Annotated in this window: 10 protein-coding genes, 2 tRNA genes and 2 pseudogenes; 9 read left to right on the top strand and 5 right to left on the bottom strand. The window is 56.0% G+C overall.

The window, feature by feature from the left end; all coding sequences use genetic code 11:
- Positions 1 to 2 precede the first annotated feature (2 nt).
- From JZM24_RS09450 to JZM24_RS19410, 4 genes are all read right to left on the bottom strand, one after another.
- Positions 3 to 1382, bottom strand: coding sequence for a Fe-S-containing protein (locus JZM24_RS09450; protein ID WP_215669462.1), 1380 nt, complete (start codon positions 1380 to 1382; stop codon positions 3 to 5).
- Positions 1383 to 1499: 117 nt separating this feature from the next.
- Entirely contained in the window at positions 1500 to 2027 is a 528-nt protein-coding gene (locus JZM24_RS09445) for an iron transporter (RefSeq protein WP_215669461.1), read from the bottom strand.
- Between the two features lie 27 nt (positions 2028 to 2054).
- A complete protein-coding gene (locus JZM24_RS09440) occupies positions 2055 to 4031 on the bottom strand; it encodes an FTR1 family iron permease (RefSeq protein ID WP_215669460.1) in 1977 nt (658 codons plus the stop codon).
- Between the two features lie 261 nt (positions 4032 to 4292).
- Positions 4293 to 4889, bottom strand: a complete 597-nt coding sequence (locus tag JZM24_RS19410) for an FMN-binding protein (RefSeq protein ID WP_312884962.1) — start codon at positions 4887 to 4889, stop codon at positions 4293 to 4295.
- 1038 nt (positions 4890 to 5927) lie between these two features.
- Between JZM24_RS19410 and JZM24_RS09430 the strand changes: the two genes are divergently transcribed.
- Both JZM24_RS09430 and mltB read left to right on the top strand, forming a co-directional pair.
- Positions 5928 to 6269: a zinc ribbon domain-containing protein YjdM gene (locus JZM24_RS09430; RefSeq protein ID WP_215669459.1), complete on the top strand. Its 342-nt coding sequence runs from the start codon at positions 5928 to 5930 to the stop codon at positions 6267 to 6269.
- 95 nt (positions 6270 to 6364) lie between these two features.
- Positions 6365 to 7441 carry a lytic murein transglycosylase B gene (gene mltB, locus JZM24_RS09425; RefSeq protein WP_215669458.1) on the top strand — a complete coding sequence of 359 codons (1077 nt, stop codon included), beginning with the start codon at positions 6365 to 6367 and terminating at the stop codon, positions 7439 to 7441.
- Between the two features lie 90 nt (positions 7442 to 7531).
- Here mltB and JZM24_RS09420 read toward each other — a convergent pair whose 3' ends face one another.
- Positions 7532 to 8140: an amino acid ABC transporter permease gene (locus JZM24_RS09420; RefSeq protein WP_312884961.1), complete on the bottom strand. Its 609-nt coding sequence runs from the start codon at positions 8138 to 8140 to the stop codon at positions 7532 to 7534.
- Here JZM24_RS09420 and JZM24_RS09415 point away from each other — a divergent pair.
- The 7 genes and pseudogenes from JZM24_RS09415 to JZM24_RS09385 form a co-directional block, all read left to right on the top strand.
- Positions 8109 to 8465 (top strand): annotated as a pseudogene (locus tag JZM24_RS09415) (nicotinamide-nucleotide amidohydrolase family protein); the annotation flags it as partial. The gene JZM24_RS09420 and the pseudogene JZM24_RS09415 overlap by 32 nt on opposite strands.
- Before the next feature lie 110 nt (positions 8466 to 8575).
- Entirely contained in the window at positions 8576 to 9643 is a 1068-nt protein-coding gene (recA, locus tag JZM24_RS09410) for a recombinase RecA (RefSeq protein ID WP_215669457.1), read from the top strand.
- Positions 9644 to 9716: 73 nt separating this feature from the next.
- Positions 9717 to 10185: pseudogene (locus JZM24_RS19715) on the top strand (regulatory protein RecX).
- 143 nt (positions 10186 to 10328) lie between these two features.
- Complete coding sequence (gene alaS, locus JZM24_RS09400; RefSeq protein ID WP_215669456.1) at positions 10329 to 12956, top strand: alanine--tRNA ligase; 2628 nt, start codon at positions 10329 to 10331, stop codon at positions 12954 to 12956.
- A 254-nt stretch (positions 12957 to 13210) separates the two neighbouring features.
- Positions 13211 to 13396 carry a carbon storage regulator CsrA gene (csrA, locus tag JZM24_RS09395; RefSeq protein WP_215669455.1) on the top strand — a complete coding sequence of 62 codons (186 nt, stop codon included), beginning with the start codon at positions 13211 to 13213 and terminating at the stop codon, positions 13394 to 13396.
- 262 nt (positions 13397 to 13658) lie between these two features.
- A tRNA-Ser gene (locus JZM24_RS09390) sits at positions 13659 to 13751 on the top strand.
- Positions 13752 to 13759: 8 nt separating this feature from the next.
- Positions 13760 to 13836 (top strand) — tRNA-Arg (locus JZM24_RS09385).
- The last annotated feature ends 20 nt before the right edge of the window (positions 13837 to 13856 follow it).

Raw genomic sequence — 13856 nt, 5'->3', positions numbered from 1 at the left:
GGCTATTCCTCCTTCGCCACGCCGGGCACAAACTGCTCGGGCGCATCGCGAAAACGGGTATAGTTGGCGTCCGAGGCGAAGTACCAGGTTTTGCCGGCCCACACGTATTTATGCTCAGCGGCGGTGTTGGTAAGCCGTGTTCCGTCCACCGGATCGACCACGTTGATGGTCAAAACCGTGGAGAAAAAGTTAGCCCCAGCGGCCAGGGCATCGCGGGGTATGACCAGTTCCCGCGTGTCGTTGCGCCAGTTTTCGATGGGTACCGGGTTACATCCCCCGGGCTTGCCAATCGATGGAATAAAAATGTGGACACAGCAGGCGACGCAAATGACCTGGTTGCCTTCCATAACGTACCCCTGATCGCCGCACAGCAGACAGGCGTCAAACACGACGCCAAGACGCAGTTTGTCGGGATAGCGATTAATAATAAAGAAGCGCACTGCCTTGCCGTCATCCGCCACCCAGACAAAGCGGTGCAGTTTTCCGTCGCGCACCTGCTCGATAGGAAGATGAACCAGACCATCATCGGCCAGCGTCACCGTTTGCGCTTCGGACAGACGCGGCGGTTGTGAGGCGACCAGGTTCCACCACAGTTGCCCGGCGATGATAATGACGGCGCAAGCGGCCGTGGTCAGCGCTAGCCGCAAGGCATCGCGCCGGTCGGCACGGGCAAGGCGGCGGGCAATGGGGTCGTGGGCCGCGCGCGTGGCGCGGACATGACGCCGCAGGGTCGGCAGCCAACATACTGACAGCAGCACAAGCAAACCGGCGCCGGCCCAATTGAACATCGCTGCGTTATTGGTGACGTGGGCGACAAAGCTGAGCAACGACTTCAACAGCGGCACCACTTGCAGTTTCATCAGCAGCAACAGCAGGTTACCGCTCAGCGGCAGCCACAGCATGAAAAGTACTACCAGCGTCAGCGGCCAATAAAGCCAGCGCAGACGCGCCACCAGCAGATGCACTACTGCGGCGATAAGGCTCAGCAGCGCAAACGCCAGCGCCAGCGCGGTGAGATTTAATAGCAGATCGGTATTGAGGATGTGCGTACTGGTGAGCCCGCCCAAATTCTGATCCAGACCCCAATGACGCGCCGCGCCGAACACCAGGATCCCCTGCCAAAGGTATCGGACAAAGTGCGGCACCCACCAGAAGCTGAGCAGAAAAAGCAATGTAACCAGCACTTCGATGCTGACAGTCAGCAATTGCAGCGGCTGGGAGCCGCGGAACCACATCCCGCACAGCAGCCCGGCGACCAGCGCCGCCAGCGTGGTCCACACCAGCGGACGCAGGGCGGGCGGTTCATTGCGGCTCCAAAGGACACCGGCCAACAGAGCAATACAGATAAAGGATTGTAGTGTCGTGGTAAAAAAATAACTCATAACGTCGACTCAAAGACGGCTGCCGCGGTGAGGCGTTGCGCCGTCAGATAAAACTCTCGGAACGGTCGGGACGGCCCTACGACCCTCCCGCCTTATTGGCACGGCGATCCGCGCCCTTTAATTCAGGACGACATACTTAAATTCATAGCTGACATCAAACGGCTTCCACCAGCGGCCGACGCCGGTTTCGCTATCGGTATGGCGGTGCATACCGGCTTTTGATGGCGGATCGATATGATAAGTGACCTTGTAGTTGCCCACGCCCATCATTTTGATGTTGGCGCCATAGTGCGGACCATCGCTGGCGACCATGGGCATAAAGGTCCCTTCTTGCTTCTCGCCGGTGTCATTGTTGACCAAGGTGTAATTGATGGTCAGAAACGGCATCCATTCGCCGGCGCCAAAACCGTTTTTATTCCCTTCCGTAGCATGAATGTCGGCTTCCAGATGGATGTCGGATTTTGCCGCCGACAGCCCCATACCGCGCGGCTCCATATCAATCGGCTGCAAATACACGGCGGCCAGCTCCATTTCATTCATGGTGACCGGCTCGCCCGCCGGGTATTCCTTAAACGCCAGCGCGGCGGGAGCGGTAAAGATGCCGGCGATCGCGGCGCCGGCAATCAGTGTTTTATTGATGTTCATCTGACATTTCCTCTGGTCAAAAAAGAACTACGGATTAGTGTGTATTGTTTTGTCGGCAACCTGACCGCGGCGCTGCATTACCCACAGCGCCACCAGCGCCGCAAGCAGTAAAACCGCCTGCGGCAACAAGGTTTCACGATAGGGATAGATGCCCAGCCAGCTGATTTCCGGTATGCCGTTAATCAGCGTCGGCTGAAACAATTTGCATTCCACCAGTTCCAGCACCCCTTTGCCGGCAAAGACGAAGGCCATCAAGTACATAAAACAGCCGGTTACCATAAAGAACGGCTTAAGCGGCAGCCTAACCACAGAGTAACGCGTGACCAGCCAGGCCAGCAACAGCACCACGCAGCCAATCGCAAAACCGGCGCCAATCGCCAAATGGCCGGACAAATTCTGCGCATCGCCGAAAAGCGCATAGTAAAACAGCACCGTTTCCGCGCCTTCGCGGTACACGGCCAAAAAGCTGGTCAGCCACAGACCGATCAGCGAATTGCGGGATAAGGAGTGGGATAGTTTGCCTTCCAGCCAGGCCTGCCAGTGACGCGCTTCAACTTTCGACAGCAGCCAGTAGCTCATAAAGAACAGCATCACTACCGCTATCAGCATGGTGATGCCCTCCAGCAACTCCCGGCTGGCGCCGGAATTGGCGAATAGCAGCAGGAATAGGACGGCGGTCACCACGATCGCCAACAGCGCAACCACCACCGACTGGCGAATTAACGGCAGCTTGTCATGGTGGTTGTTTTTCACCAGATAGGCGACAATCGCCGCCACAATCAACAGCGCTTCTAGCCCTTCGCGCACGATAATCATCAGGCTGTAAAGCAGCAGGCTCCAGTGGGTTTCGTCGCCCGTTCCCAGCATGGCGACCGCCTTTTCTAAGTCCTGCTGTAGCGCGCTGGCCTGGGCCGTAAGTTGGTCTAGCGGCTGGACGGCCTTCATCAGACTGACCAGGCGGGTAAAATAGTTTTCCAGCGTGGTTTTAAACGCGGCATCGCGCGCGCCTATTTTGTTTTCCATGCCGGTGGCTTCAAAACGATCAAAATAGGCATCCTGCACCGCCAAGATGGCCTCCTGCGCGTCACCGCTGTGATAACGGGTGATGGCGTCGCTGATGCTCTGATTGATCCCTGCCGCCACGTTTGCCCAGTCGGCAGCCGGTACGCTTGCGCCAGCGACAGCGGCGTTATCGGCCGTTTGCTGCGCGCTCACCGGCTGGTTATCGCGCGTGGTCGGCAGACCCGGCAAGGTGTCTTCGATATCCTGCAGCAGCGTCGTGACCTGATAGGCAACATCATTGAGCCGGTCGGGCTGTTTCGCCAGTGCGGTAAGCGCGGTAAATTGTTGATTAATGGCGGCGGCGTCCTGAGCGGAACGATTCTGGCGTACCGCCATTTCCATTTCGGAATTCTTAAATCCCTGAAAATGCGCCTGCTTGATGCGCTGGCTGGCAACGTCATACCGGCCAGCCTGATACAGCGTCACCACCTCGGCCAGCAAGTCATCGATGCTACGGAAGCAGTCCTGCCAGTAAACGGCGATATCGTAACGGGTCAATGCCGTGTGCTGTTCTTCCGCCACCAGTTGATGCCCGCCGTCCAGCACCGGCTCTACCTCGCGCAGCGCTTTTTTCAGCCCGTTGATTATGGCCAAAACGTCGCCGACCGGTCTACCATCGCCGATCATGCGGCGAATGTCGCCGAAAGTAGACTCCATTTCATAGCTTTTGCTGGCGGAAATATTAATGCGAATCGGCCCTTCGAGATTTTCAAAAACCTCGAAATAGGCCATCTGTACTTCGCGACGTGCCGCGGTGTTTTGCTGTTGTTGGTAAAGCTCCGCCGTTTTATCAAGGCGTTGCTCTATATCTACAATGAAAGGCGCGTACTGGGTTTGTGCCCAGACGCAGGTGCTGAAGAGCAACCCTAATACGGTCAGCAGAAAGGATCGGGCAATAAACACGAGGCGTACCGTCAAAATGCAAATGATAATGATTATCATGAATCTTTTTTGAAATTTGTACATGACTAAGATCATAAAAATGACAAACAGTGACAAAATGTTTAAGTTTCTCTTGGAAGAAAAAGTGAATAAGAACCTGTTTTTAGTGGGGCGTCATTTTATTTTAATCGGCTTATCACCTTGGTCATAAATCCCTGCACTGACCGGGGAAATAAACAATGGCGTCCAGAGAAACAAAAACCAGCAATAACCCTATTGCTGGCGTTACGTGATCTTATTCTAAATTTGACGCTGAAAAAATTACTGGAGTATTAACGGTTTTTCCTTGGCGAGGTGCTGTAAAAAAGGACCATAACCGCGCTCGCCCATCCAGTGATTAACGCTTTTTTCTACGCCAATGGAGGTCATGGTCGCCACGCTGATGCCATCGACGGTGTAAACATCATGGGGATCCGCGTCGGATTGCACGACTTTCAGGGCGGGCTGGGTGCGGTCATTCAGCAATTTCTTTCCGGACCATTGGCGCAGCCAGGCGGGATCTTCCACCCGTGCGCCCAATAATGGGGTCTCGTTTTGCTGGTAATACAGCAGGTTTTTCACCGTGCGGCCATCCGGGGCCAGGGCGATAAACGCATACATCATCGATTTGGCGCCTTTGCCGAAGATGTGTAATATAACTTGCTGTATTTCATTGTCATTATGAATAAAGTAAACGTCGCCCGTCGTGCAACGCTGGCGAATTTGCGCGGGATCCTGACTCGGTGGCAGGCTGACACAAGACGTTGGCGCCTGTTGCGGCGATACGCTTGGCATTACCGCGCCACTCGCCAAATTGACCTGACGAGCAATGGACTCGACGGTGGTAGAGTTCATTAAGCGTACGCGCGTCGGTTTCACCGGACCCGCTCAGCCCGGCAACCTGAATGATCGCTGCGATTCGCTGTGCATCGTCAGGTTGTGCGTTGTTATTTTTAATCAAGAGGAAATAGAGAGCTCCCGCCGCGAAGCAGATGACACAAAATAACATCATCGACGAAACAATAATTTTACCTTTTTTCATCGTTTTATATTCTCATCCTTACTCACGACGTTTATAGCACGAGGAAAAATAGCGCCGCTCTTGGCGAATATATATGCCACCGATAGGTCAGATTTGCAAACCGCAATCAATGACAGGGAAGAAATTAAGCAAAAGAAAGGCTAAGAATAAATAACCAATGAAGAGGAAAAATAAAGCGGCTTAACCTCGATGCTAAGGGTAACCACGGCAGATAACCGGGCTTAGCGCCTGTGGCCCCGGCAGGCAGCACGGAAGTGGCAGCGATGAGAGAAAAGAAGGCAGCCCACACCGCACCGCTTGGGGCATCGCTGGAATCAGCTAAAGTAAGAGGAATGGGCAATATCATTTGGCACAAGCTAACGGGAAATAGAAAGAGAAAAGGGGCCCATCCCGGTTCTTTGCACCCAACCGCACCATTAGGCTGAGCGGGTGTGTGGCTTAGGTCGCGCCGTTAAGCGAAGGCAGGGTAAGGCGGCATAAGCTAAGGCAAGGCAAATCAAGACAAATCAAGGCGAGCCAAGACGAGGCAACGCAGCCCAAGGCAATTCAACATAAGCCAAGACAAGGCAAACCAAGGCATGAAAAGGCAAGAAAAGGCCAGCCAAGCCGAGGCAATGCAGCCCAAGGTAAGGCAAGACAAGCCAGGCTGGGCCAAGCAGGGGGTGGCAGAATCAGGCTAAGCCACAGCATCTCCTCGCCTGCCGGTAGCCGGCAAGACCGCTTGCCACCTGCACCAAAGGCGCTATTGGGGCGCCACGGCGGGAGGAGAGGTGGTCAAGCGGATGGGGATCGGCTAAAATTGCCGACCAGCAAAGCGCTTAGCTATGATTTTCTTGTCAAATTCTACAGATACCTTACTTTTCAGAGAGATGACCATGTCACAATTGCCAAATTGCCCAAAATGCGACTCCGCCTACATCTGGCAGCAGGATGAACAGCTTAATTGCCCGAAGTGTGGCCACGAGTGGTCGCTCGCAGAGGCGAGCGCCGGGCAAGAGGAAGGGCTAGTAGTGCGCGACGCCAACGGCAATCTGCTGGCGGACGGGGATGCGGTGACGGTTATCAAAGATTTAAAAGTCAAAGGCAGCACCTCGACGCTTAAGATCGGCACCAAAGTTAAGAGTATCCGCTTAGTGGCAGGGGACCATAATATTGACTGTAAAATTGAGGGCTTCGGCGCGCTGAAGCTCGAATCGGAATTCGTGAAGAAAATATAAATTTCCCTTACGTAGGACTTGGTTTCCTATTTGTTCTGGGGTGACAATGAATTACCATAGCGTTACTTTTATTTTCTATGGTACATGGATCCCCAATGCGTCAGCTGGCAGCCCTTGTTCCTCTCATTGCTCTGCTCGCCTCCTGCAGTAGCAAGCCGTCTTCCTCCGATGTGGCCTCGCAGGACGCGCCTTCAAGCGGGGGTTTTCTGCGTCAGACGCCGTCGTCCTCCCCCCGCCCCGTGCTGTATGGCGATTTCGCCACCAATCCCAACGTCGAGCGCTTCATCGATAAAATGGTCAGCGAACATGGCTTCGATCGCCAGGCGCTGCATAACCTGCTGGCCCAAACGCAGCGGATGGACGGGGTGTTGCGGCTCATGGACAGGCAGGCCACCGTTGCCCAGGGGCCTACCGGGCCGACTGGCGCCTGGCTGCGCTACCGTCAAAAATTCATCACGCCGGACAACGTACAAAACGGCGTTGCGTTTTGGAACCAGGACGCGTTAGATCGCGCCTGGCGTCAATACGGCGTGCCGCCGGAAATCATCGTCGGCATCATCTGCGTCGAGACCCGCTGGGAACGGGTAATGGGCAGAACGCGCATTATCGATGCGCTGGCGACGCTGGCTTTTGATTATCCGCGCCGCGGCGACTATTTCGCCGCCGAGCTGGAAACGTTTTTGCTGATGGCGCGCGATGAGGGCGATGATCCGCTGGCGCTGCGTGGCTCCTTTGCTGGCGCCATGGGATATGGCCAGTTTATGCCTTCTTCTTTCAAGCGTTATGCCGTGGATTTTGACGGCGACGGCCACATCAATCTCTGGGATCCCCAAGACGCCATCGGCAGCGTTGCCAACTATTTCCATGCCCACGGCTGGGTGCCGGGCGGCCAGGTCGCGGTGCCCGCCAACGGTCAGGCACCCTGGCTGCAAAATGGCTATGATACCCGCTATACCCTGGCGACGCTTTCCGCCGCGGGGCTGTCGCCCCTCGCACCGCTTGGAAATGAACTGCAAGCCAGCCTGCTGCGGCTGGATATCGGCACCGGCTATCAGTACTGGTACTGGCTGCCCAACTTTTATGTCATTACACGTTACAATCACAGTACCCAATACGCCATGGCGGTATGGCAACTGGGCAATGCGGTGAAGCAGGCGCGGCTGGGCGGTTAGCTGAACCTGAAAAGGATGGCGCCGTTCACAGGCGCCCTCTGATAAACCGGCCGCAGGAGAATGGGCGGCACCTGCCGCCGTCGTTGACGTTTATTCGTAGCGGCGGAAATAGACCTCGAGGCGGTTTTGCACTTTGCCGAGCACCGTACTGAACAGCAAATAAATTGCCGCCGCTTCGATATAAAGAATTAACGGCTCATAGGTCACCGACACAATGCGTTGCGCGGCCAGAAACATCTCCGGCACGGTAATCACCGCCGCAAGCGACGTGTCCTTTATCAGCGAGATAAACGAATTGGCCAGGGGAGGTATGGAGACAAATACCGACTGGGGCAAAATAACCCTGCGCATCGCCTGGGTTGAACTCATCCCGATAGCCCAGGCGGCTTCACATTGTGCCTTAGGCACCGAGACAATAGCGCCGCGGATGATTTCCGAGCTATAAGCGCCGACGCTCAGAGTAAATCCAATAAGCGCCGCCGGAAAGGCGTCGAGGGTGACGCCGGCGATAGGCAAACCATAGAAAATCAAAAACAGCTGCACCAGCAGCGGTGTACCCCGGACAACCCAGACATAAAAATCAGCGATCCCTTTTAGCGGTTGTGGGCCATACAAACGAACCAGCGCCACCAGAAACCCCAGCACCAGGCCGCCGACAAACGACAGCAGCGCCGGCTGGTTCGAGCGCGGCTTTGTCACCTACGGCAATCAGGCAAAAATCGATCTGCTCGGTGTGCGGCCCAAGACCCTTGAGCAGCACGGTGCGGTGAGCGACCCGGTGGTGCTTGAGATGTTCTCCGGCGCACTCCGCGCCGCGTCTGCCGACTATGCGGTGGTGATAAGCGGTATCGCCGGCCCCGACGGCGGCACAATCGAAAAACCGGTGGGCACGGTCTGGTTTGGTTTCGCCAACGCAGACGGCGAGCCCTTTTCCCAGCTTATGCATTTCGAGGGCGACAGGGAGGCGGTACGTCGTCAGGCGGTGCATTTCGCGCTGACCACGTTGCTTGCCACATTTCTCTAAAATCCGCTTGATACTGTACAATAATACAGTATAATTAGCAATTAGTACCGCCGGTACATATCGTTGGCGAAGAGGGTGGCGACGTCGCTCCCCGCTTGATAGGAGTTGAAATGGCTATTGATGAGAATAAACAAAAGGCGTTAGCGGCAGCACTGGGCCAGATTGAAAAGCAATTTGGCAAGGGCTCGATCATGCGCCTGGGTGAAGATCGCTCCATGGATGTTGAAACGATCTCCACAGGTTCTCTGTCTCTGGATATCGCGTTGGGCGCCGGTGGGCTGCCCATGGGCCGCATCGTCGAAATATACGGCCCGGAATCATCGGGTAAAACGACCCTGACCCTGCAGGTCATCGCCGCGGCGCAGCGCGAAGGCAAAACCTGCGCCTTTATCGATGCCGAACACGCCCTGGATCCCATCTATGCCAAAAAGCTGGGCGTCGACATCGACAATCTGCTGTGCTCCCAGCCGGACACCGGCGAACAGGCGCTGGAAATCTGTGACGCCCTGACCCGCTCCGGCGCGGTAGACGTCATCATCGTCGACTCGGTGGCAGCGCTGACGCCGAAAGCGGAAATCGAGGGCGAAATCGGTGATTCTCATATGGGGCTGGCCGCCCGTATGATGAGCCAGGCGATGCGGAAACTGGCGGGCAACCTGAAAAACGCCAACACGCTGCTGATTTTCATCAACCAGATCCGTATGAAGATCGGCGTCATGTTCGGCAACCCGGAAACCACCACCGGCGGTAACGCGCTTAAGTTTTACGCGTCGGTTCGCCTGGATATCCGCCGTATCGGCTCGGTGAAAGAAGGCGATGTGGTGGTTGGCAGCGAAACCCGCGTTAAAGTCGTGAAGAACAAAGTCGCCGCGCCGTTTAAGCAGGCCGAATTCCAGATCATGTACGGCGAAGGCATCAATATTCGCGGTGAACTGGTTGATCTGGGCCTCAAGCACAAGCTGATTGAGAAAGCCGGTGCCTGGTACAGCTACAAAGGTGAGAAGATCGGCCAGGGCAAAGCCAATGCCTGCAGCTTTTTGAAGGATCATCCCGACGTGGCGGCAGAACTGGACAAAAAGCTGCGCGACATGCTGCTGCACAGCTCTGAGGGCAACAGCTTGGTCAGCGAGGTGGAAAGCGAGGATGAAGGCGCCAGCGAGAGCGATGAAGAGTTTTAACCGATCGGTGGTGAAAAAGACGGGACCGGCCGCGGCGCAAGGTCGCTGACGCGGTTGCCACTCCCTTCTTGACCTGGCTTTGGGGCTGCTGTCCCGCCGCGATCACAGCGAAGCCGAACTGCGGCGTAAGCTGGCGATACCGCAGGTTACGCGCCGCCGCTTTCGCGAGCGCGCAGACGCGCAACCCGCGCCGGCGGTAAGCCAGGGAGAGATTGATCAGGTGATTGCCTACTGTCACGCTCACGACTGGCTTGATGACGGGCGCTTCGCCCGGACGCTATGTCAGCCGGCGCAGTAAACAAGGCTATGGCGAACAGCGTATCCGCATGGAACTGCTGCAAAAAGGAATCGACAGGGATGATATCGATGCGGCTTGCGCCGGTGAAGTCATTGATCGCACGGCGCAAGCATTTGCCGCGGCGGTGAAAAAGTTCGGTCAGCCGCTGCCGGACGCACCGCAGACCAAAATCAAAGTACAGCGTTGTCTTCTCTCCCGTGGCTTTTCCTTCGACGAAATCCGGTCTATTTATACAAATTTATAAATAGATGGCGTGCGGGATTTTACTTCGCCTCAAAGAAAATTTATCTTATTCCCACTTTTTACGATCCTGAACGCTACTAGAGCGCCCTACAACTGCGCTATTCTGTTCGAGATTCGATCTTTTTGCATGATTCCGGGACAACTATGAGCAAGAGCACCGCCGAGATCCGTCAGGCGTTTCTCGATTTTTTCCATAGCAAGGGGCATCAGGTGGTGGCAAGCAGCTCACTGGTGCCTGATAACGATCCAACATTGCTGTTTACCAACGCCGGGATGAACCAGTTCAAGGATGTGTTCCTGGTCCTGGATAATCGTTCCTATCGGCGCGCCACCACGTCGCAGCGCTGCGTGCGTGCTGGCGGCAAGCACAACGATTTGGAAAATGTCGGCTACACGGCGCGTCACCACACCTTTTTTGAAATGTTGGGGAATTTCAGCTTCGGTGACTATTTCAAGCATGACGCTATCCGCTTTGCCTGGGAACTGTTGACCGGGGAACACTGGTTTAACCTGCCCAAAGAAAAGCTTTGGGTGACGGTGTACGCCACCGATGATGAAGCTTACACTATCTGGGCCAGCGAAGTGGGGGTTCCCGCCGAGCGTATTATCCGTATCGGCGATAACAAGGGCAGCGCCTATGCCTCCGATAATTTCTGGCAAATGGGCGATACCGGCCCCTGCGGTCCCTGCTCGGAAATCTTCTACGATCATGGCGAGCATATTTGGGGCGGCCCGCCGGGAAGCCCGGAGGAAGACGGCGACCGCTACATCGAGATCTGGAACCTGGTGTTTATGCAATTCAACCGCCAGGCCGACGGTACTCTGCTGCCGCTGCCGAAGCCCTCGGTGGATACCGGCATGGGCCTGGAGCGTATAGCGGCAGTGTTGCAACACGTCAACTCAAACTATGATATCGACCTGTTCAAGACGCTTATCGCCGCCGCAGCAGAGGCGACGGGCGCCAGCGATGCCGACAGCAAGTCGTTGCGGGTTATTGCCGACCATATACGCTCGTGTGCTTTCTTGGTCAGCGACGGCGTCGTGCCATCCAACGAGGGCAGTGGGTATGTCCTGCGCCGTATCATCCGCCGGGCGATTCGTCATGGCAATATGCTGGGCGCTAGCGACACCTTCTTCTACAAGCTGGTTGCGCCGCTCATTGACGTGATGGGCAGCGCCGCCAGCCAGCTGCAGCCACAACAGGTGATGGTCGAACAGGTGCTGCGCGCCGAAGAAGAGCAGTTCGCCCGTACGCTGGAACGCGGTCTGACGCTGCTGGACGATGAGCTGGCCAAACTGACCGGCGATACCCTCGACGGCGAAACCGCCTTCCGTCTTTACGATACTTACGGTTTCCCGCTGGATTTAACCGCCGACGTCTGTCGCGAACGCAATCTGCGCGTCGATGAGGCCGGCTTTGAACGCGCCATGGAGGCGCAGCGCAAGCGCGCCCGCGAGTCGAGCGGTTTCGGTGCTGACTATAATAATTTGCTGCGCGTGGATGAAACCACCCGCTTCTTCGGTTATGAACAGCTTGAGCATCAAGGACGGGTAACCGCGCTGTTCCGCGGTGGCCAGCCGGTGGAGGTCATCCGTCAAGGGGAAGAGGCGGTGGTGGTGCTCGACGAGACGCCGTTTTATGGCGAGTCGGGCGGTCAGGTGGGCGACCGGGGCGCCTTGAAAGCGGCCTCCGGGGTGTTCGAGGTGGCGGATACGCAGAAATACGGTAAGGCCTTCGGCCATCTGGGCAAGCTCAGCTACGGTGAACTGAAACTGGGTGCGCAGGTCACTGCGCAGGTGGATAGCGCCCGTCGCGCGCGCATTCGCTTGAACCATTCGGCTACCCATTTGCTGCATGCGGCGCTGCGTCAGGTGCTCGGCGAGCACGTGGGGCAGAAGGGATCGCTGGTAAATGATCACTACCTGCGTTTCGACTTCTCCCATAATGAAGCCATGAAACCCGAGCAGATCCGCCGGGTGGAAGAGATAGTCAATGAGCAAGTCCGGCGCAACCTGCCCATCCAAACCGATATCATGGCGCTGGAAGACGCTCGTAACAAAGGGGCCATGGCGCTGTTCGGCGAGAAATACGAGGCGCAGGTCAGGGTGCTGAGCATGGGCGATTTCTCCACTGAACTATGCGGCGGAACCCACGCCAGCCGCACCGGCGATATTGGTCTGTTCCGCATCATTGCTGAATCCGGCACCGCCGCCGGCATCCGCCGCATTGAAGCGGTTACCGGCGAAGGGGCGCTGGCGTCTCTTCACCAACAGAGCGATTTGGTGCAGCACATAGCCCAGCTGGTGAAAGGTGATAGCCAAACGCTAGTGGACAAGGTGCGGGCGCTGCAGGAGCGTTCCCGCCAGCTGGAAAAAGACCTTCAGCAGTTGAAGAATCAGCAGGCGGCGCAGGAAAGCGCCTCGCTCGGCCGCAACGTGCGTGACATCAACGGGGTTAAGGTTCTGGTAAGCCAACTGGACAATGTCGAGCCGAAAATGCTGCGCACCATGGTGGACGACTTGAAGAACCAGTTAGGGTCGGCGATTATCGTTCTCGCCACGGTGGCGGAGGGTAATGTCAGCCTGATAGCCGGCGTGACCAAAGATTTGACCGATCGGGTCAAAGCGGGAGACATTGTCGGTTATCTCGCGCAGCAGGTCGGGGGCAAAGGCGGTGGACGTCCCGATCTGGCGCAGGCGGGGGGCAGCGATAGCGCCGCCTTGCCGGCCGCGCTGGCCGGTATAGATGAGATACTGGCCGCAAAACTCTGAGTAGAATAAGAATACGTTATAATAAACACCCTAACTTTCTGTTAAGTTGGGGTGTTTCAATACATACTCTTCCGGGAAACAAAAGTTAGGCGCGAAGCTGGTCATATCGACTAAACTTATACCAGATATGGAAAGCGCCCGGCCGGCCGGCGTGTGTCGCATGCATGCTGCACGGCTTACGCTTTCACGGTATATGATGGATAATGGCGGGAAACTGAGAGACCCGACTCTTTTAATCTTTCAAGGAGCAAAGAATGCTTATTCTGACTCGTCGAGTTGGTGAAACCATCATGATAGGCGATGAGGTTACGGTTACTGTTTTAGACGTCAAAGGCGACCAAGTCCGTATCGGTGTTAATGCTCCTAAAGAAGTTTCTGTGCACCGCGAAGAAATATACCAGCGTATCCAGGCTGAGAAATCGCAACAGACTCCTTACTGATCTCTTTTCAGCGCCTTGCCCCAGGCGAGGCGCAGCCCTCCTGGATAACCCCGCTATCAGCGCTTTTCTATTCCTGATTTTTCCTTTCCTTTCCCAAATTCTGAAGAGACGGTTAATTTACCGCTATTTAGCTGCCAATCTGCGCAAGTTGCATGGGAATTGCGCAATCGCTTCCCGGGGGGCAAAAAAGGGTTTGACTTATCAAGCCTAGAAAGTAATATGTGCGCCACGCAGTGCCGATGAGCTTCAACAACGACGCGTAGGTGAGGTGGCCGAGAGGCTGAAGGCGCTCCCCTGCTAAGGGAGTATACGGTCAAAAGCTGTATCGAGGGTTCGAATCCCTCTCTCACCGCCATCTACACTGCATCCGTAGCTCAGCTGGATAGAGTACTCGGCTACGAACCGAGCGGTCGGAGGTTCGAATCCTCCCGGATGCACCATTTCCAACTTATTGCGTCAC

It is taken from the genome of Candidatus Sodalis endolongispinus (genome assembly GCF_018777395.1).
Lineage (GTDB): Bacteria > Pseudomonadota > Gammaproteobacteria > Enterobacterales > Enterobacteriaceae > Sodalis_B > Sodalis_B endolongispinus.
Note: the sequence above shows the minus strand (reverse complement) of the source record. Positions and strands in the feature narration are given on the sequence as shown.

Coding starts and splice junctions, on each gene's coding strand:
- JZM24_RS09450 (WP_215669462.1), bottom strand. CDS start 1,382: ATGAGTTATTTTTTTACCACGACACTACAATCCTTTATCTGTATTGCT.
- JZM24_RS09445 (WP_215669461.1), bottom strand. CDS start 2,027: ATGAACATCAATAAAACACTGATTGCCGGCGCCGCGATCGCCGGCATC.
- JZM24_RS09440 (WP_215669460.1), bottom strand. CDS start 4,031: ATGATAATCATTATCATTTGCATTTTGACGGTACGCCTCGTGTTTATT.
- JZM24_RS09430 (WP_215669459.1), top strand. CDS start 5,928: ATGTCACAATTGCCAAATTGCCCAAAATGCGACTCCGCCTACATCTGG.
- mltB (WP_215669458.1), top strand. CDS start 6,365: ATGCGTCAGCTGGCAGCCCTTGTTCCTCTCATTGCTCTGCTCGCCTCC.
- recA (WP_215669457.1), top strand. CDS start 8,576: ATGGCTATTGATGAGAATAAACAAAAGGCGTTAGCGGCAGCACTGGGC.
- alaS (WP_215669456.1), top strand. CDS start 10,329: ATGAGCAAGAGCACCGCCGAGATCCGTCAGGCGTTTCTCGATTTTTTC.
- csrA (WP_215669455.1), top strand. CDS start 13,211: ATGCTTATTCTGACTCGTCGAGTTGGTGAAACCATCATGATAGGCGAT.